The following is a 23,860-nucleotide window of genomic DNA, read 5'->3' on the forward strand; positions in this document are numbered from 1 at the left end:
TGTTTTCTGATTTTAAATATTGACAGTCAATCCAAACGTCACAGTTTTCCCCAACGGATATTTCATCCCGTTGGAACTGCCCATTTCCGGATCCCATAATTTGAATTTGGAGAATGTCAATAAATTCTGACCTATAATATGCAACCGTAATTTTTCCAGACGCAACCTGGTGGTAAGCGCCTTTGGCAATGAATAACCCATTTCCAGCGTTTTCAGACGGAGGTAGGAACCATCGCGTAACCAATAAGTGGATGGGCGGTAATTGTTGGCGTTCCCGCCATAGCTCAATCGCGGGTATTCGGCATTCGGGTCTTCATTGACGCCCAAAATCCAGCGGTTGGCATTTGCCATCTCTTCTAGTATATTTCCCCATTCCCCGTTGACGAATGGGTATACAGTAAATCCATCGATAAAGAAATGGGATTTTCCTGCACCCTGGAAATGGAGGTTAAAATCAAATCCTTTCCAGGTAGCTGACAAACCCAGGCCATAGATAAGATTCGGACGTGTTGTAGCTCCAATCGGCACAATATCATCATTATTAATGATTCCATCTCCATTTATATCTTTGTATTTGATATCACCCGGCATTACGTCCCTTTGATCACCGAAATCCTGACGGGGACTGTTCCGTATGTCTTCATAATCCTTGAAAAGACCCAATGCTACCAGACCTTTTGCCTGATCGACACGGAAACCGGTACGGCGCAGGTATGGATAACGGTTTACCATTTCATCTGCCTCGGTAATTTCATTTTTACTGTAGGTAAAGTTTCCACGTAACTGTAAAGCCACATCTCCTACCCTTTGATCCAATTTAAAGTTACCGTCAAACCCCTTTGTTTTGACACTTCCCACATTTGCCGAAGGGTTCTGACCCTGTATACCGACCATATCCGGCAAGAAATCTCTCCTCATATAGATTCCTTCGCGCTTTTCATCAAAATAGTCCACTGTCAGACCAAATTTATCGCCCCATAGATACAGGTCTAACCCCAAATCATGTTTCTTGGCAATTTCCCAGGTTACATTATTGGAAGAGACACGCGTATAGGTCAGCCCGTCATATCCGAATGCGCTGTTCAGGTCGCCCCAGTTATAATATACCGGCTGATTTCCTGCGCCTGTATTGCGCTCGTAATTGCCGAAATCGGCCAGATAAGGAAAACGTGAAGAAGAGTTGTCTGTCCCTACTTCCCCGTATGAATAACGGATCTTAAACATGCCCAACCAGTCAAGATTATCCTTTACAAAACTCTCTTCTGCTATGTTCCAGGCGGCTGAATAAGCGGGGAAGAAGCCAAATTGGTGTCCTTTGGCAAAGTTTTCCGAGCCGTTGTAACCAAAATTGAAATTGAGTAAATAACGATTCATATAACCGTAAGAGAAATTACCTGCCAATCCCTGATGGCGGCGGGCGATGCCTTGCATGATATCACTACCGATGCTGGAAGTATTTACATAATTATCTTGTGTATATTTGAGGACACTGCCAATGTTGTGATTCCCGAAAGCTCTCCCGTAGGAAAGTTCTGCTTCAAGAAATTCCTTTCTATCGCCTGACGCTGATGAGCCCTGGGACATTAAACGCTCCGGCACCAACCGGTTAAATACAATTTTCCCGTCCGAATCACGTTGACGTTCGGCTCTCCACATCTCCGGGTTTTTTCGTCGTTGTATATAATTGTAATTATACGTATCGTAGCCGAAACGCCCTGTAAATTTCAACCCCTCGGTTATGAAATCCAGTTTTTGCTCTAAGGTGATATTGGAATTGATGGTATTTTCCCATATCTCGGAATATCCCGTTTGCGTAGCGGATGTCCATGGATTATATATAGCTTCCCACGATGATGTTATCGTACCTTCTCTCACCATGACAGGCACATACCCGTTCGAATACATCACCGGCATCGTAACAGGATTATAGCCGAATACCGAATACCATATATCGTCAGTGTTGATCGCACCGGAACGATTCGCTTTTTCCAACGCTCCGCCGATACCTACCTGGACCAGGGTCGACTCCGTTATATTCATGTCCATATTCAGACGATAGTTATAACGCTGGTAATTGGCATTGGTATCATATTCTTTCATCGTTTTGTCCACATGATACATTCCTCCTTCATCAAGGAAGCTTCCGGATAGATAATACCGGGCTTTCGATCCTCCCCCTTTCACACTCACGGAAGTGCGGTACGTAGGAGCGCCGTCCTTTAATAAAAGATCCATCCAGTCCACATTCGGATAAATATCAGGATCCAACTGTTCCTCGATCATCATTAACTCCTGATCGGAATAAACAGGCCTTTGATTGCGGGTAGTACGCGCCTCGTTCGCCATGGAAGCATACCTTAAACCATCCACGAATTTAGGTGTCCGGGTACGGGTGGTCCAGGTATATTCCGATTTGGCATTCACTTCCACTTTTCCTTCACTCCCTCTTTTTGTGTTGATCAGTATAACCCCGTTCGCACCACGTGAACCGTAGATTGCTGTGGCTGAGGCATCCTTCAGTACCGAGAAAGATTCGATATCTTCTATATTGAGTTCATCCATACTCCGTTCAAAACCGTCCACCAGGATCAAAGCGCTGGAACTGCCTCCGAATGTGGAAATTCCACGTATCCAGAATTCGGAAGTATTGTCTCCCGGCTGCCCTGAGCGCTGCATGGCCAGAACCCCGGCCACATTCCCGGCTAAAGCATTGGTAATGCTGGAAACCGGAGTCCTCAAAGTCCCCACCTCCACGGTGGTGATTGCTCCTGTTACGGTCACCTTCTTCTGCGGCCCCATGCCCGTAATGGTTACTTCATCAAGTATAGTAGATTTTGATTCCCGCATCGTGACATCCAGTATGAGATCTTCGTCCTTTACCAAATGTTCCTGGCTTTCGTAGCCAAGGTAAGAGAACACTAAATATTGAAAGGATTCAAGCCTTATTTTGTATTTTCCGTCAATATCGGAAGCCACACCCAATCCTGGCTTATCCTTTACGGTAACGGTCGCGCCAATCAGCGGAAGACCTTCCGAGTCAACAATGGTGCCGGAAACCTCGACAGTCTTTGGTTGGGCAAATACGCCCATTGCATATATCATCAAGCATAAAACGGATAGGATATATTTCTTCATCTTGTTGTGTTTTTTATTCCTTTGATTTATTCCACGGAAATGGTACGTATACGTTTGTTTTCACGGTCTGCCACATAGAAGACTTCTTCCTCCTCGTCATAACAGATGCCGGTAGGCTCCCTGAAACGGGCCGTTTCACGGGCTTCCCCGTCTATCCAGCCCCATACCTGACCGTCAATGCCCACACTACCCCGTCCGGCAAATGTGCTGACTTCTCCCTCCGGGGTTACTTTGCGTATACAGTTATTATTGTGGTCACACACATAGAAGTCATATAGATCCGCCTTGCCTTGCGCCACATACTCTTTATTCTTCACAAATACCCCCTGACGCGGACGATTGAAACGGGCAGAGGTTCCCGGTGCATCAGCATATCCCGATCCTCCGCCTATATCTCCTACATGGAGTACAGATGAAACCAGTTCTTTCGTTGTTTTATCGTAAGCACACCTGTACACGCCGTTGAATCCGGTCATATATACATACAGATCTTCCGGATGCCTGAACATAAACACATGGTCACTGGAATTGGCTTTCACGCTAAACAGCGCTTTTCCATCCCACATCTGGGCGGTTTCATCCCACACCTGCTTGGCCTTATAGACCTCCGAGGATGTCCATGTATTGTAAAAAATCGTACCGTCATGCATCGATACTGCAGAATAAGAGCATTGGGCATAGAGGTAAGGATATACCTTTCTGAAACTTTCGTTACGAAGGGCATAAAACATATTCGGCATCTGATGCCTGTCGTTCCAGTTCCCTCGCCCGTTGTCATCCACAAGGAAAAGGGTATCCCTCGTAGGCGTGTCGAACAACATCGATTTCACCTGATGGACACCTGCCTGTCCTTTCATAAACACGGTAGAAACTTCTCTTGCAGTCAGGTTGATCTTCCGTAGTGCCGCCAGATTTTCGGCATCAATACAATAAATAATCTTATTCCCTTCTTCGTCTATATCGAATTCCAGCCACCAGGGATTTTGAAACTCAGCTTCCTCAAATGATCCGTTGATAATACTGGAAGCGTTGGTTTGCGGATCCACCTTACCGGTCAATGTATTTACCTGCAAAGCTGATTGAAGGGTAAAGAGTTCTTCAAACTGGTGTTCTTTTACAACTTTACCACCTTCATCCATAATCCGCACAATAACATCCCCCCTGTTGGAACGCCTTGGAGCCATCGCACATATTTTCGTACCCGAAGAACCAATAACAGGAGCTGATACGCCTCCAATGATTACTTCTATTTTCGAAACATCTGTTCCGAAATTTGATCCTTCAATGAATACTAAAGTACGCACAGGACCCTCTTTTGGGGAAAAATCGGTAAAAGTTACCGGCTTCGAAGGATCAGTAGGTATAACAGGCTTGGCACCCTGATACCCTCCATCCAGACTACAACTTGTAGCGGCAAGGGCTATCGCAAGTAAAATTGCAATAAATCCCCGCTGAGAATTTTTTTTGATTTCTTTTAGCATTTCTGGTTACAATTAGATTATTAAATATTTGAAAATAACACACTTAGATGTGTTAATATTTTTTAGCAACATATTCCTCGAAGTGGAACCCAAACAAACAGGCAAAACATAAATTAGAGGGTTAATCAACGTTTAAAACAATGAGAGTCATCAATATAAAAAATCGGTTGATTAACAATCAATTAAATGGAATTGGATTGTATTTAAACAATGCTATATAAAATCATCTATATATCTGAATTTTTTGTATTATTCACCTCAATGCCTCCTCTCTGAATAGCAAGCCTTCTTATTCGCTCCGATAATTCACTCTGTGTGCGGTCTTTCAATGCATTCCGGACAGTTACCTCGCTAACATTAAGCATTTTAGCAATATCCCTCCGTTCTCCGTGTTTCATTAGTATCTCTCCCATATACTTTTTCTTAAAACTTTTGTATCTTTATCGTCGCTTTCTAAATCGAAAGCTACAAAGATAAATCATTACGATTTATTAAACAAGGAAAACATATCTTTTTGATTTATTTTTATGTTAAATATTGCGAAAATACGAAAAGAATGGTTCATAAGGCAAATAGAAGGTCTAAAAGAGAGGGGCATTCCATACAATGAAATAGCCAATTCTTTAGGAGTTAAACCTCAATATCTAAACCTGATAAAGAACTCGGAAAGGGGAGCCTCAGAAAAATTGACGCTTAAACTCTGCGAAACATTCAATATAAATCATAATGATTTATTAGATCATATCCGATCATATGAAAAACAGAATCCGGAAGGATCTTCAGCAAATGAACCGACCACGGAAATATCGCCTCAAAAAAAAATCCCACTGCAAGATAATGCTACCGGGGGTAGCAGAGGTATTACCACAAAGTGGTCCCACAACAGGGAAGATGGATGGATTGATACCGGAGAATTGTTTCCGGAAGCCACATCAGCCATCCGTCACTATGGTGACAGCATGTCCGAATATCCATCCGGTTCTATCCTCATACTCAAAAGCGTAATCGATTTAGGGCTTATTGTATGGGGACGAAACTATTATGTGGAGACAAAAGAAATTGCAATTACAAAACGATTGCAGGATGGAGGTAAAGACCATATCATCGGCTACAGTTCGAACCTGAAAACATACCCGGACGGACGGCTTATACATGAACCCGTGAAAATCCCCAAGAAAGATATTCGCCACATCCACATTGTTCTGGGATGTGTCACCAGGGAGTTTGGCGAAGGTGTGATTCCAACCGTTACCCCGGCTATTTAAAAAAGCTTCATCCAATTATCTCACTCACTATGACATAGACTAACGTAAGCTACGAGTGAAAATGAATGTTGTATCGATAAAAAATTTGTCATTCCTCTTGAATAATCGTACTTTTGAACTATTTCGTCATGCGAGCGAGTGCAAAATGAATTTATTTATTGTAATTGAAATAGTTTAATCCGGGTATATGTCAATCATCACCATTACCAGTTGCCCTGTTTGCGGCGGTAACGATTTGAAAAAAACTTTTGACGGTGTCGATCACTTCTCAAGCGGAGAGGTGTTTCCCGTCTGTGATTGTGCCCGTTGTGGGTTTCGCTTCACCAATGATTTTCCTTCGGAAGATGCTATCGGGAGATATTATGACTCACCGGACTATATCTCCCACTCCGATTCAGACAAAGGGCTGATCAACCGGTTATATCACCACTTCCGGAAAAAGATGCTGAGAAAAAAAGTGGGACTGGTAGCAGCTCATGCGACCCAGTCCCCCATCCGGTTACTGGATATCGGCTGCGGCACGGGTTATTTCCTGCAGGCGGCAAAGAAGCGGGGATGGGTTGTTTCAGGTATCGAGAAAGATAAAAAAGCCCGGGAAAGGGCCACCCTCCGCTCCGGCCTGTCGGTAAACGACGAGAATTTTTTTTGGGAGATAGGGAGCTCCTCATTCAATGTCGTAACGCTGTGGCACGTACTGGAACATCTGGAAAAGCTAAATGAAACTATCCACAAAATAACGGAGATCACCACCCCGGAAGGAATTATCCTACTTGCACTCCCTAATTGCCACTCTCACGATGCCGGATTTTACAAAGAGCTGTGGGCTGCCTACGATATTCCACGGCACCTCTGGCATTTCTCACCCGGCACCGTCGACAAACTACTTGCCAAACACCATCTGAAAATAATTAAGAGAATACGCATGCCTTTGGATGCCTTTTATATCTCCCTGCTAAGTGAAAAATACAGGGGGAGCAACCGATTAACAGGATACGCCCGGGCATTCGGAGTGGGCACAATGGGCTTTATACGCTCCTTATCTGATCCGGAGCGAGCAAGTTCCATCATTTATATTGCCAAAAAAAACGGGAGATAAACAAAAATCAGGCGAATAATAGCGAAAAACTTGCTCCTCCTGACGGAAAGTATTATTTTTGAAATGAATAACATTTACACGGTCAATTATTCCAACCGACACCACTCACACAGAGATGATCATGGGAAAAAGAAAGAAACCGATCCATTTCGACGACAAGCGCCTCTTCTATTCCATTCAGGAGGTGGCTGACCATTTTGCGGTCAACGTGTCTCTTTTACGTTTCTGGGAAAAGGAGTTCGAGAATATCAATCCCAAAAAAACGGCCGGAGGTACTCGCCAGTACACCCGGGAAGACATACAACAGTTGGAGATCGTGTACCATCTGGTAAAAGAGAAAGGGATGACGTTGGAAGGCGCCCGCCAGACACTGAAATCCAAAAAAGATGAGGAGGAGAAACGGGTGGAAATTCTTTCCAGGCTTACAGAAATCAAAAAAGAACTGCTATCGCTGGAGACGGAATTCGACCGGCTCCATGAACAGCAGAAATACGCCAGAACAAAAACGGAATAATCAATGGGAATAATGAGAATAATGTGCCAATGTGAATAATGGGAATAATATGACTAATGGGATAATGTGAATAATGTGCTAATGTGAATAATGTGCTAATGTGAATAATGTGCTAATGTGACTAATGGGACTAATGGGACAATGTACTTCGTACGATAATCCCTTCGGCGATAGTTCTCTTAATTCTTAATTTTTCATTCTTAATTCTTAATTTTTCATTCTTAATTCTTAATTCTTAATTTAAAAAGTCTTATTTCTAAATAAATAATTATGCAAAAATATATATTCCTGCCGATCTTATTTTTCTCTGTTTTTATATCCGCTCAGCATGAAGCGCCCGTAAAGGTGGGTGCCGAACGTACCAATGTCTATTTTCCGCTGCTGGAAGGGAAACGGGTTGCAGTAATGACCAACCAGACAGGGATCGCCGGAGAGGAGCACTTGGTGGATATGCTGGTCAGACACCGGTTTAATGTGGTGGGTATCTTTTCTCCTGAACATGGCTTTCGCGGCACGGCCGATGCGGGGGAACACGTAGCCAGTTCAATCGACGAGAAAACGGGTGTTCCTATCTGGTCGCTTTACGGCAGTGGAAGCGGCAAACCGTCACCGGACAAGATGAAACAGTTCGATGTGCTGCTGTTCGACCTGCAGGATGTGGGGCTCCGCTTCTATACCTATTACGCCAGCATGGCCCGCCTGATGGACGCCTGCGCGGACCACGAAAAAAAGATGGTGGTGTTGGATCGTCCCAACCCCAACGGATTCTATGTGGACGGCCCGATCCTCGATATGAAACATAAGTCGGGTGTAGGATGGCTGCCTATTCCGGTGGTGCACGGCATGACACTCGGTGAGCTGGCGCGGATGGTCAACGGTGAGAAATGGCTTCCGGAAGGCAAGGTGTGTGATGTGACGGTCGTTCCCTGCGAAAACTACACCCATCAAACCCGTTATGAGCTGCCCATCGCCCCGTCCCCCAACCTCCCCAATATCCACTCGATCTACCTGTATCCTTCCACCTGTCTTTTCGAAGGGACGGTGATGAGCCTGGGGCGCGGCACATCATTCCCTTTTGAAGTATACGGACATCCGCAGTATAAAGGATCTGACTTTTCATTCACTCCACGAAGTGTGCCCGGCGCCAAGAATCCGCCACTGCTCAATACAAAATGCTACGGAGTGGATCTGCGGCAGGTTCCCAATCAACTAATATGGGAAAACGGATTCGACCTGTCCCATATCATCGACGCCTATAATAACCTGAATATGGGGGAGAAATTCTTCACCTCCTTCTTCGAAAAACTGGTCGGAGTAGATTATATCCGCAAAGATATTATCGCGGGAAAACCGGCCGGAGAGATCAGGAAAAAATGGTCCGCCGACGTGGAGGCATTTAAACGGCAACGAAAACCTTATCTTCTCTATCCGGAGTAAGTGGAAAAATGATATCCCCGGATATTAAAATTTCGTCATTATTTTTTGAATATTTATCCTATACTCTGAGGGTGTTTGTCCTTTTTTCTTCTTGAATAGCCGGTTAAAATTGGATATATTATTGAAGCCAGAGGCGTAGCATACTTCGGCAATCGTGTGCGACGTCTCATAAAGAATTTTGGACGCGTGTCCTATACGTATGTCATTCAGGTAGTCTATGAAATTTCTGTTTGTCCTTTTCTTGAAGAAATGGCTGAACGCCGATTCGGACATGCCCACACTTTTGGAGACAGATGATAATGTGATGTTTTCCTGAAAGTGCTCCTGTATATAGGTTATTACTTTATTTATTCTTCTGCTTTTTGACTCTCTGATGACAGAATCCAGCCTGTTATCACCTTCCAGGAGAAATTTCTGGTCGGGTGAAATCGAGAGAAGATAGAGTATCCTGAAAAACTCAAGCGCTGATTCCACGCCTTGTTTATGGGAAAGATTAAGCAACAAATCTTTTACATTCCTCTTTGTCTCCCCTGAGAATTCGATCCCATAGGCCGAATTCTTGAAAAGCTCCCGGACAGGATGAAAGATTTTCTTGTTGAAAATAGGATATTCAAGCGCTTCTTTGTGAAATTGTATCGTCACCACATGGGCATCGCCGTTATCGTTGTCGGATATCCAACGATGGGCTATATTGGGGCCTATCATGACCAAGTCAAGGTCATTGTATGCATCCACGCAATCACCCACAATGCGTTTCCCTTTGCTGTTTAGAACGAGGTTTATTTCATAATCGGAATGGAAATGCGCGGCATAATCGAATCGAGCCTGAGGATGATCCAGCACAATAAACAGATCCTCATTATTTATCGGGGTGATTTCTCTTTGTATATATTCCATGATTTTTACAAATATGGGTGATAGAGGATGAAAACTTTGTTTATTTATTTTCATGGTCCTCTAACAGAAGTCATAAACGTTTCGCAAACATACACAAAACATTCAAAAAAACACAACAATTTGTGAAAATAATACATACACAAATAATATTGATTCTGAGCCATATAGTTATTTTACCCTTCATGAAGTTCAAAATAATATCACATCTTAGTGATATTGTATTACAATTAGTATAAATACTGTCTTAAGTTTGCAGCCTGAAAAGAATGGATTTATTCACGTATTTTCATTTTCCCAGCATAAGACATTGAATGTATCTAAACCAAGTTTGATTATTGACGACACTGATCTGCAATACTTAAATTTTGAAAGCCTATCGCAGGCAGGCTGATGGAGCGTGCGAAAGTTGAATTATTTGATATGTCATGAATTTAAAAAGATTTTTCACTCTAATTTTACTCGTCCTTCCTGTGATTCTAATCGCTCAGGAAATAGAGATCAAAGGACGGGTCACCTCTTCTGATGGTATGCCTTTGGCCGGTACAACCGTCTTGATAAAAGGTGGAAATGTGGGAACCGTTACAGATATAGATGGGGGGTTCTCGCTTAACGCGTCCCGAAACGACATTATTCTATTCTCGTTTCTGGGTTTTAAAACCATTGAACGACAAGCGAGTTTGTCTTTTATGGAGATAATTCTCGAAGAAGATTATGTTTTAACGGAAGAGATCGTTGTCGTGGGTTATGGAACACAACGTAAAATTGACATGACAGGTTCAGTCTCCTCCCTTAGCGGAGATGCTTTGTTAACCGCTCCAACACCAAATCTCACGAATACTCTTACAGGTAAAATGACCGGAGTTATCACCTCTCAACAGTCGGGAAAACCGGGAGATGACGCCCCTCTATTCTATATCCGGGGAAAAAGCACTTGGGGAGATAATGCCACACTCACCATTGTCGACGGGGTTGAGCGACCTATAAACCAGGTCGATCCCAATGACATTGAGAGTATAAGCATACTCAAAGACGCAGCATCAGCCGCAATTTATGGGGCGCGTGCTGCCAATGGTGTAATTCTGATCACAACAAAACGGGGTTCGGGAAAAGAAACCCGCTTAAATTATTCGGCGTCGTTCGGAGTACAGACTCCGACAATAATCCCGAAAATGATGAATTCCTATCAATATGCCAAATATCTGAATCTTGCCAGGTATAATATTGGTAGCCAGTTATTGTTTACCCAGGATCAAATAGACGGATACCAAAATGGCACATTGCCGAATACAGATTGGTGGGATGCATCATTGCACAAATATGCCCCGATGCATCAACATAGTGTCACCATAGATGGAGGTGTCGACAAGACCAAGTACTTCATTTCCGGAGGATTTCTTGATCAGAAGGGTTTATATGATTTGGCCTCATTTCAACGTTATAATGTTCGTTCTAATATTGATACAAAGATTGGCAGTTACTTCTCCTTAGGGTTTGATTTGTCAGGCCGATTAGAAGATATCAGCGATGCGGCTTCAGGTGATGGCGTTTTCAGTACTGTACTCAACTCGGCCCCCACAGAAGCGCCTTATGTCCCGGCTCATATTGCCGAGAGGGGTTTACAGGCAAACGGGCAAAATGTTTCGCCCATAGGAGTTGCCGACCACTCGGGATATGCTAAGCGTAAGATTTCGTCTTTCAACAGTAGCTTTAAAGCAACATACGATGTCCCCTGGATTGATGGACTGGAGGCAAATTTCTCCTATTCCTATGACCGGGCTTATGCCAGGAATAAGACATTTACGGATGTGTATGATTATTATATACACGATCGGCTGACAGACACCTATGAGAAAAAAACATCCGGAGGAGGTAAAAATCTACATGAAATAGCCGGAGATGAGACCCGTACAACGTTACAGACTTCATTAAACTACCAAACTACATTAGCGGAAAAACACAATATATCTGCAGTACTTGTCTATGAAGAATCGACATACACAGGAACGAACCTGTCGGCAAGCCGCTATAGCTACTATTCCTCTTCTATTCCCGAAATATTTGCCGGCCCCGAAAAAGATCAGAAAATGGGTGGATATAGATGGAACAACGCGCGCAGAGGCTATGCAGGACGTGTAAACTATGGTTACATGGGTAAATATCTACTCCAGGCCAATTTCCGTGTCGATGGCTCATACAATTTTCACCCGGATAATCGTTGGGGCTTCTTTCCTGCCATATCTGCAGGTTGGAGAGTCAGTGAAGAAAATTTTATTAAAGACCTCAATATATTCGACAATCTTAAGTTCCGTGTTTCATACGGAGAGTTTGGAAACGACCGTATAGAACAATTTCAGTACCTATCCGCATTCGTCGTGGGGCCAAGTTCTGTGATAGGAGGCTCATACATACCAGGACTCCAGGAGAGCGTGCTGCCGAATCCGAAGGTGACCTGGGAAACCGCCCGCAATACAGATATAGGCCTTGACTGGAGTATCCTGAGAGGCAAATTATCGGGAGAATTCACTTACTTCAGGAAAAACACCCGCGATATACTCATGGTTCGTGATGCTGTGGTTCCTGAATCGGCCGGAGTTTCAGGCTTGTTGCCACAGGAAAATCATGGCGAAGTAGATAATTATGGTTTTGAGGCACTGCTGCGCTATACCGACAAGTGGGGCGATTTTGGAGTAACGGTTGAGGGCAATACAACTTTTGCGCGCAGCAAAATCGTTTATATCGGCGAAGCTGACGGTATAAATGATCTCCAACGCCGCACGGGACGTCCCTTCGACCAGTTCTTTGGTTATAAGGCTGTCGGCATTTTTAAAACGCAGGAAGAGGTTGATACATGGGCCGATCAATCAGGATTTGGCGCTTATGGAATCGGTGATATTAAATATGCCAATATTGATGATCGTGATGGTAAAAATGTAATTGACGGCAACGACATTACCGCCATTGGACGAAGCCAGGTACCTGAGCTTGTGTATGGTTTGAATTTAAATCTTAGTTATAAGCGTTTCAGTCTTACTACGAATTGGCAGGGTGCGGCCATGTTTGACCAGATGTTGCGTTGGGATCCCTTCAACCTGGATGCGAATGCATTGGCTATCTTCATGGATTCGTGGAGCACCGACAATCCGGATGCGAAATATCCAAAACTATACGCCGGCATGAGGCCGAACAATCGCGTAAATTCTTCACTCTGGCTATATGATGGGACCTATGTACGCCTGCGCAATCTTGAACTGGCATATTCGTTCGATTGCAATCAGGAATGGCTGAAAAGGGCAAATATAAACGGGTTACGCCTTTTTGTCTCCGGGAACAACCTCCTGACCTTCTCTGCGATGAAAGATTTTGACCCTGAATCACCACAGATCGAACCAGGGCACAGGAGCTATTTTTATCCTCAAATGAGGACATACAATTTGGGGGTAAATATTCAATTCTAACAATTTGACGACAATGAAATCATTCACAATATATATATACGCGGCATTTCTTGCCCTTCTGGCATTTAGTTGTGCTGATCTCGATGAGGCACCCAAGGACAGGATTGTAAGTTCATCGATATTCCAAGACCAGGAGTTGGTGCTTCAATATCTTTATCATATCTATTCTTCCATGCCATGTGGTTATGGAGCCATGGCTTTTGGAACGGCTCCTCACAATGCGATAAACACAGGAATGGGGATCACGGACCTGCTCGATGGAAGTACGGACCTTCTTCGCTCCAGAGCCGGCTGGAATGAAAGTAACAGCGTGATCATACCCGGAGGAATGTCTGCCCAGTGGAATCCGCATGACGTATGGGGACAACGTTATTCTGCTATCCGCAAATGCAACCACATGCTGGTCAATCTGGCTGCATCCGGTTTTACTGATGATTTTAAAAACAGGATTGCGGCTGAAGTCCGGTTCCTGCGGGCCTATATGTATTCAGACCTGGTTCGACGATATGGAGACGTACCGCTGATTGTAGAATTACAGGATGTCAACAATCTGGAAGAGATGCAGGTTCCCCGTGATCCGGTATCTGATATATATGACTTTATTGAAAGGGAATTAGAAGCCATAGGTGCTGAGCATGGAGGCTTGCCTTCCGCAGAGAATCTACCTCCGTCACAACTTGGTCGCGTTACACGGGAAGCAGCATTGGCGCTTGGCGGACGTGCAATGTTATATGCAGAGCGTTACGAAAAATCGGCATGGTTCTCAAAACAGGTCATTGATAGAGGGATTTTCTCTCTTGTCGATAATTACAATGCCTTATTTCAATCTAAAGGAGGGGAAACAAGCGAGGTTTTGTTTGAAGTCCTTTACGATGGCGTGAATAAAGGGCATTCGGCTGACTTTTTATATATGCCTTTCAGCCTGGACAATGGTTGGGGAAACCAGACCTGTCCGACGCAAGAACTGGTCGATTCTTACGAGATGCTGGATGGTTCCCCTTTCGACTGGAGCAACCCGCAACATGCGGCCAATCCATATGAAAATAGGGATAAGAGATTACAGTGGAGTATTATTGTAGATGGCGCTACATTTAAAAATACAGTTATCCGCACTGCATACAGGACTACATCCGATGGATTAGGAATGAATGAGGGAACAAATACAGGCTATATCCTGCGCAAATTTTTAGATGAGACAATACCTTTCGAGAAACTGGCTATTAACTATTTGGGAAGTTCAACAAGCTGGAAGGAAATCCGCTATGCCGAAGTATTGCTCAACTATGCGGAAGCCCAAAATGAAGCTGTCGGAGCAGACGAATCGGTTTACAACGCCATGGAAGTCGTTCGCCGGCGCGCCGGATTGGGGGGCACACTGCCTGCAGGACTCGACCAGACAGGAATGCGTGAAAGAATACGCCACGAACGTAAAGTAGAGCTCGCTTTTGAAGGACATCGTTTCTGGGATATACGCCGTTGGCGTATTGCCGAAGAACTTTTGCACGGGAAACGTTTTCATGGAATAAAAATTACAGAGAATGATAATGTGAAAAACTATGAGGTTTTTGAGATTACCACTTCTCCTGTACAGGTATTCCTCCCGAAACATTATTTGATGCCAATAAACTTCAATGAACTGGCAAAGAATCCTAAATTGGGACCGAACAATGAAGGTTATTAATGATGAAACGCAGAAGATTTGAACTTATAGCCATAAGCCTGTTCCTGTTATCAGCCACAATAGGTTGTTTTGCAGATTCAAAAAAGAAGGAGTTGAGGTCGCATGACATTGCTTATGGGAAAGACGCTCTCCACAAGATGGATGTGGATCTTATTGCTGGCAGAACACCGCAGACCCCTCTTGTGATACTTATTCATGGAGGAGGATGGATGGCAGGCGATAAAAAAGATGCCTATTTTATGCGTGACGGTCTGCTGGCGGCAGGTATCAACGTAATCAATATCAATTATAGGTTAGCTTCCCCCGGGAATAACATTCATTATAAAGAGATGATGGCAGATATTGATGAAGCATTAAGCTTTATAAGAGCCAACGCGAAAAAATGGAATATCAGGGATTCCCGGTTCATCTTCTGGGGAGGTAGTGCCGGCGCACATTTAGCGCTACTCTATGCTTACAGGTATGACAAGCAAGATGTTATTTCCTCTGTCATTACTCTTGGCGCACCTACCGTATTAGATACGTTCTTTTCAATGGAAGGAGCAAAACCCCAGGACGTAGAAAGATTATTACCCCTGGTCACAGGTAAGCCCTGGAGTTACGACCCTTCAAAACTTGCCAGAGAATACAAGGATGCAAGCCCCTATTATAGTCCAAATTACAAACCTACCATGTTGATCCACGGAGAAGCGGATGATATCGTACCGGTAGGGCAATCACGGATGATGCAGCAAAAACTCAAAGATGAGAACGTTGCGGACACGCTGATTATCATTCCCGGTGGCGGACATGGTGGCGAGGGTGCCTCACAGGAGTTTTCTCATCGCCTGAATATCGCTATGCTGGAGTGGATTATCAAATACAGTCAGAATTAGTAAAACAATATTATCATGATAAAAAATATATTACATTTAGCAACTATTGCATCCATATGCTGTATCATTTTTTCATGTAGTAACGTGGAAGATCTGCTTAGGAATTATCCAACCTTGGCCGAGAGTGGAGCCACCTATTACATTGACTCAGAATCGGGAGACGACACGAATAAGGGAACTTCCCCCGAAGCCCCCTGGAAAACTCTTGAAAAAATCAATCAACAGACTTTTGTAGAGGGCAATACAATTGCCCTTAAGGCCGGAAGCAGTTTTGAAGGCATGATAGCTCCCGGTGGATCCGGAACGGCCTCAAAGCCTATCATCATCACTTCGTACGGTGAAGGAGCAAAACCCATAATCAATGCCAATGGAGCGGATGCGGGTGTAAAACTTGTCAACCAATCCAACTGGGTAATCGATGGACTGGAAATTACCAACACGGCTGCACAACGCGATGCTTACCACAGTGGAATTCTTGTCCTTAACGAAAACGGAGGAGTGGTCAGCAATATTACAATCAAGAATAACAAAATTCACGATGTTTTCGGCTCGTTTGGTTATGCCGGTATTTACCACCCCCATTCATTCGGTGGCATTGCCGTGTCAACCTACAGCGTAGCTGCTACCGATAAATTCGACAAAGTATTGATCGAAAACAACGAAGTCGAAAAAGTGGGTCGAAGCGGAATTGTTGTATGGGACTACATATGGGGTAGTAATGCAGAATCTTCCACGAATGTAGTGATTCGTCACAACTCGGTGAAACAGAGTGACTCGGATGGCATCCTCACCTATGGTTGTAATGGAGCACTGATAGAGTATAATGTCTGTGAGGCGGCAGGCTCATACAGGGAAGATAATCAATTCAATGGTTCGGCAGGTATATGGTGTACCCGCGGGCGGGGTTGTATCATTCAACACAACGAAGCATTTAACACCCGTGCCCTGGAAGGCAATACAGACGGCACAGGTTTCGATATCGATATGGAATCATACGATTGTATTGTGCAGTACAATTACAGCCACGACAACGATGGAGGTTTTATGCTATTTGTGGACGGACATAAAGAGGCAGGAGGTGAAGGCTCGAAAAATAACATCGTCCGCTACAATATCTCCCAAAACGATAAAGAACGAATTTTTTTGTTTGGAGGAGGGGTTCCTGCTTCAACCCAAATCTATGGCAATACAATCTACATCAAAGAAGGATTGGATACCAAAATTTTTGACCATAGTTGGGAAACGGGCGGAAACATCAATGCCAGATGGAGTTTCCAGAATAATATCATTGTCAATTATGGAAGTGGCGGATACAATATTCCCGGTACAGGAGGAGGTTTTGCCGGTAATATTTATTATGGCAACCATCCGGCAAGCGAACCCGGGGAGGAAAATAAACGGACATATGATCCCATGTTCGTATCTCCCGGCAACGGGACATTAGGAATTGCAAGCCTTGAGGGATACAAACTGCAAGAAGACTCTCCTGCAATAAACGATGGCGTGGAAATTCGTAAAAACGGGGGTAAAGACTTTTGGGGTAATCCTGTATCAAGCAAAGGTGCGTTAACCATAGGTGCTCACGAACCAAACGGGAATGACGATCCTGACACTGTGTTGTTTGATCCGCTTGAAGATTGGAGTGTTGCAGACTCACATTCCTCTCATTTTGCATTCGATTCCTCGAACCCGCAATATTTCAACGGTGATGATTCGCGTATCGTCAGATCAGCAAACCATGATGCCAATATAGTGTATAAATATGAAGGCTTTAAGTCGGCAACAGTGACATTCTCAATAGGTAAATATACTTCACTCGGCATCACCGACGTAAGCGATTTACAACTATTCGAGGCCGAATGGGCAGAAGGCCCATGGAGTCCTTTATCGGTTCAATATTCAAAAGTTGGCAAAGAAATAGATGGTTGGCAAACCTATGAAGCCAAGATCAATTCGGTGGTATCAGCCGGAGCCAGATATCTGAAAATAGAAGTAAAGGAAAAAGGAGACGACGTATGGGGACTTCAGGTAGGATCGGTTGAAATCGACAGTGAAGAGCCAATAATTATTCCGGTTGAGAATTTCCTGTTCGATGATTTTGAAGATGCATCAAAAATTGCAGGCGCTTCCGCGAATATGACAATTATTTACGAATCTCCTGCTGAGGCATTCAATGGAGATGCTACCCGCGCCACAAGGACGAATATTGCCGAAGGATATGTCGTATATAACCTCCCGGAAGATATTACCGGCTTTGCAGTTACCTCATTTGTAAGCATGTGGGCTCCGGTGGATGAGTACGTGGAGATCCTCTGCGGAACCACAAGTGATCCCGCACAAATGACCTCAATCCCATTCACACGACAGGATATGGGAGGAACAGAATGGCTGGGTTACAGATACATTCCGGCAAACCCACTAGCCCCGGGTTACAGGTACTTTGCTATCAGGCTGAAAAAGCTTGAAGTTCCCGAAGGCAATGGCTGGTTAGTACAACTTGGAAGCGTAAAAATAGAATTTGAATAATAATCTCAGTGAATTAGACATTGCCTGTACGATAATCGGTATTGTATGGGCAATGTTTACACAATAACAATCAGAAATGAAACGACATCTTTTAACAACTCTCTTTATTTGCTTTTGCATTATTGCAAATGCCACAGACTATTACATCGACTCCCAAAAGGGGAATGATAATAATGCCGGGACATCGGAAGATGCAGCATGGAAAACATTTGCCAATGTCAACGATAAATTATTTAATCCGGGAGATAAAATACTATTACGAAAAAATGGAGTATGGGAAGACTCATTAGCGCCCAAAGGCTCCGGAACAAAAGAAAACCCCATCACAATAGGAGTTTGGGGCGAAGGCGGGCGTCCAAGAATCAACGGTAATGGCCAGGTAAATGCCACAATATATATCCGTAATGCCTCATACTGGATTGTCCAGGGTTTGGAAATCACGAACACAGCCCCCGGGAGGGGCAATACATATCGCAATGGCATACTTTTCGAGAACGATGGCGCGGGCGAATTGTACGGCATTGTCATCCGGGATAATCACGTACATCATGTGTCATGTTCATTCCGTTATTTAAATGGTGTCGATCCACATCAATATGGAGGTATCTCGGTTAGCGTAAGCCATACATCAAAAGGGACTGATAAATACCGGGATGTTTTGATTGAGAATAATACTGTCGAGTATTCAGGTCGTACAGGTATTGTTGTCTGGGACTACACTTGGGCTGAACCTGGTCAATCTACAACAGGGGTTGTGATCCGGGGAAATACAGTGCGTGAGATAGATTCGGATGGCATTTTAACCTTTGGTTGTGACGGAGCACTCATAGAATCTAATTATGCCGAGGGTTGTGGTGCTTACCGGGAGGATGATGGCTTCAACGGGGCGGCAGCCATCTGGTCTACCCGTGGGCGTAACTGCATTATTCAGTACAATGAGGCATGCCATACCTATAAGCTTGAAGGAAATGCCGATGGAATGGGATTTGATCACGACTTGGACTGTTTTGACTGTGTGATCCAATATAACTACAGTCACGATAACGAAGGCGGATTTGTGTTGGTCATAGATGCGTCAAATTCCACCAATAACATCGTGAGATACAATATATCGCAAAATGACAAGGAACGTGTGATAATGATTGCAGGAGGAATGACTCCCCACACTCAGATTTACAATAATGTGTTTTATATTGGCGATGGGTTAGACACCAAAATAATAGACCACTTGTGGGACGAAGGGGGTGATGTAAACGCTCCATGGATATTTAAAAATAACATTATAATAAATCACGGCACGGGAGGATATTCTATTCCGGGTACAGGTGGTATATTCCTCAACAACCTTTATTGGGAGAATCATCACCCAACCGAACCTGATGAGATAAATAAAATAACGAGAGATCCGATGTTGATGGCTCCCGGAACAGGAAAAAAAGGACTTGAATCACTTGAAGGCTACAAACTTCACAAAAAATCTCCGGCCCGGAAAGCAGGAGTTGTCATAGATCATAACGGAGGAAAGGATTTCTGGGGTAATAAACTTCCTGTAAATGAAGCCCCTTCCATAGGAGTTCATCAAGTAGACAAGTAATAGAAGACAACAAAATCAGATTATGAAGCTTACAAGACATAGTGCAAACCCAATACTCTCCCCTAACCCGAAAAACGAATGGGAAAGCCTGGTAACGTGCAACCCGGGAGTGTGGTACGAGGAAGGAAAATTCCACATGCTTTACAGGGCTGCCGGAGCAGATACAGAACATGTTATCAGATTAGGGCTGGCAATTAGTAACGACGGAGTCAACTTTGAGAGAGTCTCATCCGAACCCGTATTTTCACCTGTCCCGGGATACCCTGATGGAGGTTGTGTGGAAGACCCCCGCATCGTAAAATTTGATGATGATTTTTATATCACCTATGCTTTTCGTCCATTTCCTCCGGGACAGTACTGGAATTTCGCACATGACGTGGTAAACCGCCCCCCTCAGGGAGAGCATGCTCCTGTCTTTATGAAGGAAAATATGGGAAATTCGGGTTTGATGCGTACAAAAGATTTTCGTACATTTGAGCGTTTGGGGCGGATTACCGATTCGCACCTCGACGACAGGGATGTGATACTTTTCCCTGAAAAAATAAATGGAAAATATGTGCTGATGCACCGACCCAAACAATATGTGGGAGAAAACTATGGCGTGAAACATCCCTCCATCTGGCTAAAATTTTCGGATGACCTGCTGGATTGGCAAGGCAAAGAGAGTCACTTGCTGATCACGGGAATCGACGGGACCTGGGAAGAGAAAATCGGAGGCGCCACTCCTCCGCTAAGGACCAAAGATGGTTGGCTGACATTATATCATGGGGTTGATAATGGAGGGAGCGGCTATTATCGTGTAGGAGCGCTCCTGCTGGACCTTGAAGATCCCCTGAAAATTATAGGGCGGACAAGAGATTTTATTCTGGAGCCTGAGACTGACTGGGAGATGAAGGGCTATTACAATGGCTGTGTATTCCCCACGGGAAATATAATAGTGGATGATACGCTATACGTATATTATGGAGCTGCGGACAAATATGTATGCCTTGCAACATGCCCCGTACAGGAATTGGTGGATTTTATAAAAAATAATAATAAATAAACTCTTTCATGTTCACAGACTTTTATCACGAATAGAGAAAAACGAATATAGATATGAGGAAATTAATTATACTGACAGGTTATTTATTTTTCATAGGATATAGCTTTGGGCAAACGGTTCAAAGCTTTTTTCCCTGTGAGAATGTGGAAAACATTGGATTCGCCGGCAATCGTATAAGCAGGATTGATTCGCTGTTATCACAATATATAAAAAACAAAAAACTACCTAATGCAATAGCCCTGGTGATCAAAGACGGCCAAATAGTTTATCACCGAGCTTATGGATACAAAGATGTGGAAAATAAAATAATGGTAAAGTCAGATGATATTTTCAGAAATGCATCGCAAACCAAAGCAATCACTTCTGCCGTTTTACTCTCACTATTCGAGGAAGGCAAGTTCAAACTGGATGATCCCATAGAAAAATACCTCCCGATGTTTGCTAATCCTCAAGTGTATGAATCGGGAGATGCAAAGGAGGGAACCCTGAAAACAAGACCCGCACAAAGAAGTATCACGATCCGTCACTTACTTACTCATACTGCCGGATATGATTACAACCCTCATGGGCAAAATGTGGATGGTTTTTTTTACAGATATCCGATCACATCACAAGAAGTTTTGGAAAGAATGGCCAAAATACCTTTACAACATGATCCGGGGGAGAGATTCACGTATGGATTCAGCACCGATATCGCCGGTTATTTGGCAGAGGTAATAAGTGGAAAAACATTGGATGTACTGATGAGAGAACGGATACTCGACCCTTTGGGTATGAAGGATACATACTTTGTACAACCTCAAAGGAATTATGATAGATTGGTGAAATTATATACGCAAGACACCGAGACCAATAGTTATAAACTTACGGATGATCAATTTGCGCAAGATGCTCCAAAAATCACATACAAAACAGCACTTTGTGGTGGGGCCGGGCTTTCGGGCACAATAGAAGACTATGCCAAGTTCTGCCAGATGATACTGAACGGAGGAGAATTCAATAATCAAAGAGTTTTGGGTAGGCAAACTGTCGAGCTGATGACGAGCAGTCAGATGGAAGGAGTAGAAACCTATCATGATTTCAGTATGGCTTTTGAACTAACCGACAAACACAGATATAACAAATGTATGGTACCCCCCAATTCCTTGAAATGGGGGGGAGCCTTTGGCACCGACTATATCATTGACAGAAAAAACAATATGATACTGTTGTTCTATACCAACATAAACCAGGCATACAATGACAATGTCAGTATGCACGAAGCATTCCATATATCGGTATATCAAAGTATGAAATGAGAAAATTTCACAAATTATAAGTCCTTGAAGATATGAAAAAGAATATTATAATTCTGTTAATCAGCATAATACTAACAACTATAGGATGTACTCCCCCTGAAACTATTGAAATAGACACTCAACCCGTGTCGGAGAATTTTATTGGTCATGGCGTCGAGTGGTCGGCCTATCCACACGGTGATTCTCCGGATGCCGAGTGGGGCTATCTTATGACCGACGAGAAACTGGAAATGGTATACAAACGTCTCGACTACATGAAACCACGTATTGTGCGTGTGATGGATGTAGCAGGATGGAGGTATTTCAAAGGGGTAAACGCAAAAGGAGAACCGATACTTGATTTCGATTGTCCTGAAGTTCAGATGGTATGTAAGATTTTAGACTATTGTCAACGCAATGGAATAGTTGTTTTACTGGGTGACTATGGGGTGCCTGGCTTTTGGGGTTATCCGGGAAATATAGACCGGGTGGACGATCCCCGTTTTATTGAGATGACTACCCAATATGTCTCTTTTCTGGTGAAAGAAAAAGGCTTTAGTTGTATCAAATATTATATCATAACGAATGAACCCAACGGTGATTGGGCCTGTACCAGAGGCGAGTGGGATCAGTGGAAAAAAGGAGTGGAAATGATGGCAGAGGCTTTTGCCAATGAAAAACTTGATATTACCATGGCGGCACCGGATGTGGTAGAACTAAGCAATAATCATAAATCGGAATATACCGGGTGGCAATGGGTTGAACAATCGGTGAAACAACTGGATCACTTAACAGGAGTTTATAACGTGCATTGTTATGCCGACTACCAATTTATCCGAAGCGGGGCATTCATGGAACATTATGCCGCTGTGGGAGAAACTATCCGCCCCACAGGAAAACCAATGATTTTCGGTGAGATTGGGGGCTGGTACCACACCCTGGAATTAGGCGGAGAATACAAGAAACGGATGCAATCGACCGAATTTGCCAGCGAAGACTCACAACTATTCGTGTATGATTATCTGTATGGTGTGGATATGGCTGATATGCTCATTCAAACAATGAAAGCCGGTTGGCATGGAGCCAGTGCTTGGATGCTGGACGACGCAATGCATACAATAGGAGACCTGGGAGATAAAGATCAGTTGAAAGTATGGGGATTTTGGAATTCACTCGGCACAGAGCTGATCGGTGATCCTAAGCACGAGGAAATACGTCCCTGGTTTTTCACATGGTCGCTCATGTCACGCTATTTTACACCCGGGATGAAGATATACAATCCTACACAGGAAGAATCATTCCACAGATTGAGGGTCGTTGCCGGAAGTTCCGGTACAGGATCCACCATAGCAATTGTAAATGCTGATGAGGTCGATCATACATTTGACTTGAAGATGAATATAAACGGCAAAAGCGATCTGGATATTTATGACTACGTAGAGTCGGGTTACCAAACCGATGAAAATTCTTTTCCTGTACCCGTTGATAAAGTAACCACCGAAAAGGTCAAAAAAGGATTTACTGTTACAATTCCTGCGAGAAGCTTCAAACTTCTGACCAACATCCCAATAAATTAAGAGTG

General features: G+C 43.8%; 15 protein-coding genes. 12 read left to right on the forward strand and 3 right to left on the reverse strand.

Translation table 11 applies throughout. The annotated features are described in order from the left end of the window. Positions 1 to 12: 12 nt before the first annotated feature. Together D7D25_RS15660 and D7D25_RS15665 are read right to left on the reverse strand one after the other, a co-directional pair. A complete protein-coding gene (locus tag D7D25_RS15660) occupies positions 13 to 3,135 on the reverse strand; it encodes a TonB-dependent receptor (protein WP_185140278.1) in 3,123 nt (1,040 codons plus the stop codon). A 26-nt stretch (positions 3,136 to 3,161) separates the two neighbouring features. After that, positions 3,162 to 4,616 (reverse strand): IPT/TIG domain-containing protein, encoded by a 1,455-nt coding sequence (locus D7D25_RS15665; RefSeq protein WP_122969889.1) that lies wholly within the window; start codon positions 4,614 to 4,616, stop codon positions 3,162 to 3,164. Between the two features lie 527 nt (positions 4,617 to 5,143). Between D7D25_RS15665 and D7D25_RS18185 the strand changes: the two genes are divergently transcribed. From D7D25_RS18185 to D7D25_RS15690, 4 genes are all read left to right on the forward strand, one after another. Further along, positions 5,144 to 5,881 (forward strand): helix-turn-helix transcriptional regulator, encoded by a 738-nt coding sequence (locus D7D25_RS18185; protein WP_175497683.1) that lies wholly within the window; start codon positions 5,144 to 5,146, stop codon positions 5,879 to 5,881. 187 nt (positions 5,882 to 6,068) lie between these two features. Next, complete coding sequence (locus D7D25_RS15680; RefSeq protein WP_122969869.1) at positions 6,069 to 6,977, forward strand: class I SAM-dependent methyltransferase; 909 nt, start codon at positions 6,069 to 6,071, stop codon at positions 6,975 to 6,977. 121 nt (positions 6,978 to 7,098) lie between these two features. Continuing rightward, positions 7,099 to 7,491 carry a MerR family transcriptional regulator gene (locus D7D25_RS15685; RefSeq protein WP_122969890.1) on the forward strand — a complete coding sequence of 131 codons (393 nt, stop codon included), beginning with the start codon at positions 7,099 to 7,101 and terminating at the stop codon, positions 7,489 to 7,491. Positions 7,492 to 7,761: 270 nt separating this feature from the next. Beyond that, a complete protein-coding gene (locus tag D7D25_RS15690; protein WP_122969870.1) occupies positions 7,762 to 8,928 on the forward strand; it encodes an exo-beta-N-acetylmuramidase NamZ domain-containing protein in 1,167 nt (388 codons plus the stop codon). Between the two features lie 24 nt (positions 8,929 to 8,952). Here the strand turns inward: D7D25_RS15690 and D7D25_RS15695 are convergent, their stop codons facing one another. After that, positions 8,953 to 9,825 (reverse strand): AraC family transcriptional regulator, encoded by an 873-nt coding sequence (locus tag D7D25_RS15695; RefSeq protein ID WP_122969871.1) that lies wholly within the window; start codon positions 9,823 to 9,825, stop codon positions 8,953 to 8,955. A gap of 425 nt (positions 9,826 to 10,250) precedes the next feature. Here D7D25_RS15695 and D7D25_RS15700 point away from each other — a divergent pair, with 425 nt between their 5' ends. The 8 genes from D7D25_RS15700 (at position 10,251) to D7D25_RS15735 (ending at position 23,855) form a co-directional block, all read left to right on the forward strand. Continuing rightward, a complete protein-coding gene (locus D7D25_RS15700; protein ID WP_122969872.1) occupies positions 10,251 to 13,280 on the forward strand; it encodes a TonB-dependent receptor in 3,030 nt (1,009 codons plus the stop codon). A gap of 13 nt (positions 13,281 to 13,293) precedes the next feature. Continuing rightward, complete coding sequence (locus tag D7D25_RS15705) at positions 13,294 to 14,961, forward strand: RagB/SusD family nutrient uptake outer membrane protein (protein WP_122969873.1); 1,668 nt, start codon at positions 13,294 to 13,296, stop codon at positions 14,959 to 14,961. Next, a complete protein-coding gene (locus D7D25_RS15710; protein WP_122969874.1) occupies positions 14,961 to 15,836 on the forward strand; it encodes an alpha/beta hydrolase in 876 nt (291 codons plus the stop codon). Before D7D25_RS15705 ends, D7D25_RS15710 begins: the two co-directional genes overlap by 1 nt. 15 nt (positions 15,837 to 15,851) lie before the next feature. Beyond that, a complete protein-coding gene (locus tag D7D25_RS15715; RefSeq protein ID WP_122969875.1) occupies positions 15,852 to 18,362 on the forward strand; it encodes a right-handed parallel beta-helix repeat-containing protein in 2,511 nt (836 codons plus the stop codon). Between the two features lie 76 nt (positions 18,363 to 18,438). Beyond that, on the forward strand, positions 18,439 to 19,956 hold the full coding sequence (locus D7D25_RS15720) for a right-handed parallel beta-helix repeat-containing protein (protein ID WP_122969876.1): 1,518 nt from the start codon (positions 18,439 to 18,441) through the stop codon (positions 19,954 to 19,956). A gap of 22 nt (positions 19,957 to 19,978) precedes the next feature. Then, positions 19,979 to 21,001, forward strand: coding sequence for a glycosidase (locus D7D25_RS15725; protein ID WP_122969877.1), 1,023 nt, complete (start codon positions 19,979 to 19,981; stop codon positions 20,999 to 21,001). A 53-nt stretch (positions 21,002 to 21,054) separates the two neighbouring features. Further along, positions 21,055 to 22,299 (forward strand): serine hydrolase, encoded by a 1,245-nt coding sequence (locus D7D25_RS15730; protein ID WP_122969878.1) that lies wholly within the window; start codon positions 21,055 to 21,057, stop codon positions 22,297 to 22,299. Positions 22,300 to 22,331: 32 nt separating this feature from the next. Beyond that, the gene (locus tag D7D25_RS15735; RefSeq protein ID WP_148038958.1) at positions 22,332 to 23,855 is read left to right on the forward strand and encodes a hypothetical protein; all 1,524 of its coding nucleotides are present in this window, start codon (positions 22,332 to 22,334) and stop codon (positions 23,853 to 23,855) included. The last annotated feature ends 5 nt before the right edge of the window (positions 23,856 to 23,860 follow it).

This window comes from Proteiniphilum sp. X52 (assembly GCF_003712195.1).
Lineage (GTDB): Bacteria > Bacteroidota > Bacteroidia > Bacteroidales > Dysgonomonadaceae > Proteiniphilum.

Bases quoted from the DNA above. Each gene is read 5' to 3' on its own strand.
- D7D25_RS15660 (WP_185140278.1), bottom strand. From the start codon at position 3,135: ATGAAGAAATATATCCTATCCGTTTTATGCTTGATGATATATGCAATG.
- D7D25_RS15665 (WP_122969889.1), bottom strand. From the start codon at position 4,616: ATGCTAAAAGAAATCAAAAAAAATTCTCAGCGGGGATTTATTGCAATT.
- D7D25_RS18185 (WP_175497683.1), top strand. From the start codon at position 5,144: ATGTTAAATATTGCGAAAATACGAAAAGAATGGTTCATAAGGCAAATA.
- D7D25_RS15680 (WP_122969869.1), top strand. From the start codon at position 6,069: ATGTCAATCATCACCATTACCAGTTGCCCTGTTTGCGGCGGTAACGAT.
- D7D25_RS15685 (WP_122969890.1), top strand. From the start codon at position 7,099: ATGGGAAAAAGAAAGAAACCGATCCATTTCGACGACAAGCGCCTCTTC.
- D7D25_RS15690 (WP_122969870.1), top strand. From the start codon at position 7,762: ATGCAAAAATATATATTCCTGCCGATCTTATTTTTCTCTGTTTTTATA.
- D7D25_RS15695 (WP_122969871.1), bottom strand. From the start codon at position 9,825: ATGGAATATATACAAAGAGAAATCACCCCGATAAATAATGAGGATCTG.
- D7D25_RS15700 (WP_122969872.1), top strand. From the start codon at position 10,251: ATGAATTTAAAAAGATTTTTCACTCTAATTTTACTCGTCCTTCCTGTG.
- D7D25_RS15705 (WP_122969873.1), top strand. From the start codon at position 13,294: ATGAAATCATTCACAATATATATATACGCGGCATTTCTTGCCCTTCTG.
- D7D25_RS15710 (WP_122969874.1), top strand. From the start codon at position 14,961: ATGATGAAACGCAGAAGATTTGAACTTATAGCCATAAGCCTGTTCCTG.
- D7D25_RS15715 (WP_122969875.1), top strand. From the start codon at position 15,852: ATGATAAAAAATATATTACATTTAGCAACTATTGCATCCATATGCTGT.
- D7D25_RS15720 (WP_122969876.1), top strand. From the start codon at position 18,439: ATGAAACGACATCTTTTAACAACTCTCTTTATTTGCTTTTGCATTATT.
- D7D25_RS15725 (WP_122969877.1), top strand. From the start codon at position 19,979: ATGAAGCTTACAAGACATAGTGCAAACCCAATACTCTCCCCTAACCCG.
- D7D25_RS15730 (WP_122969878.1), top strand. From the start codon at position 21,055: ATGAGGAAATTAATTATACTGACAGGTTATTTATTTTTCATAGGATAT.
- D7D25_RS15735 (WP_148038958.1), top strand. From the start codon at position 22,332: ATGAAAAAGAATATTATAATTCTGTTAATCAGCATAATACTAACAACT.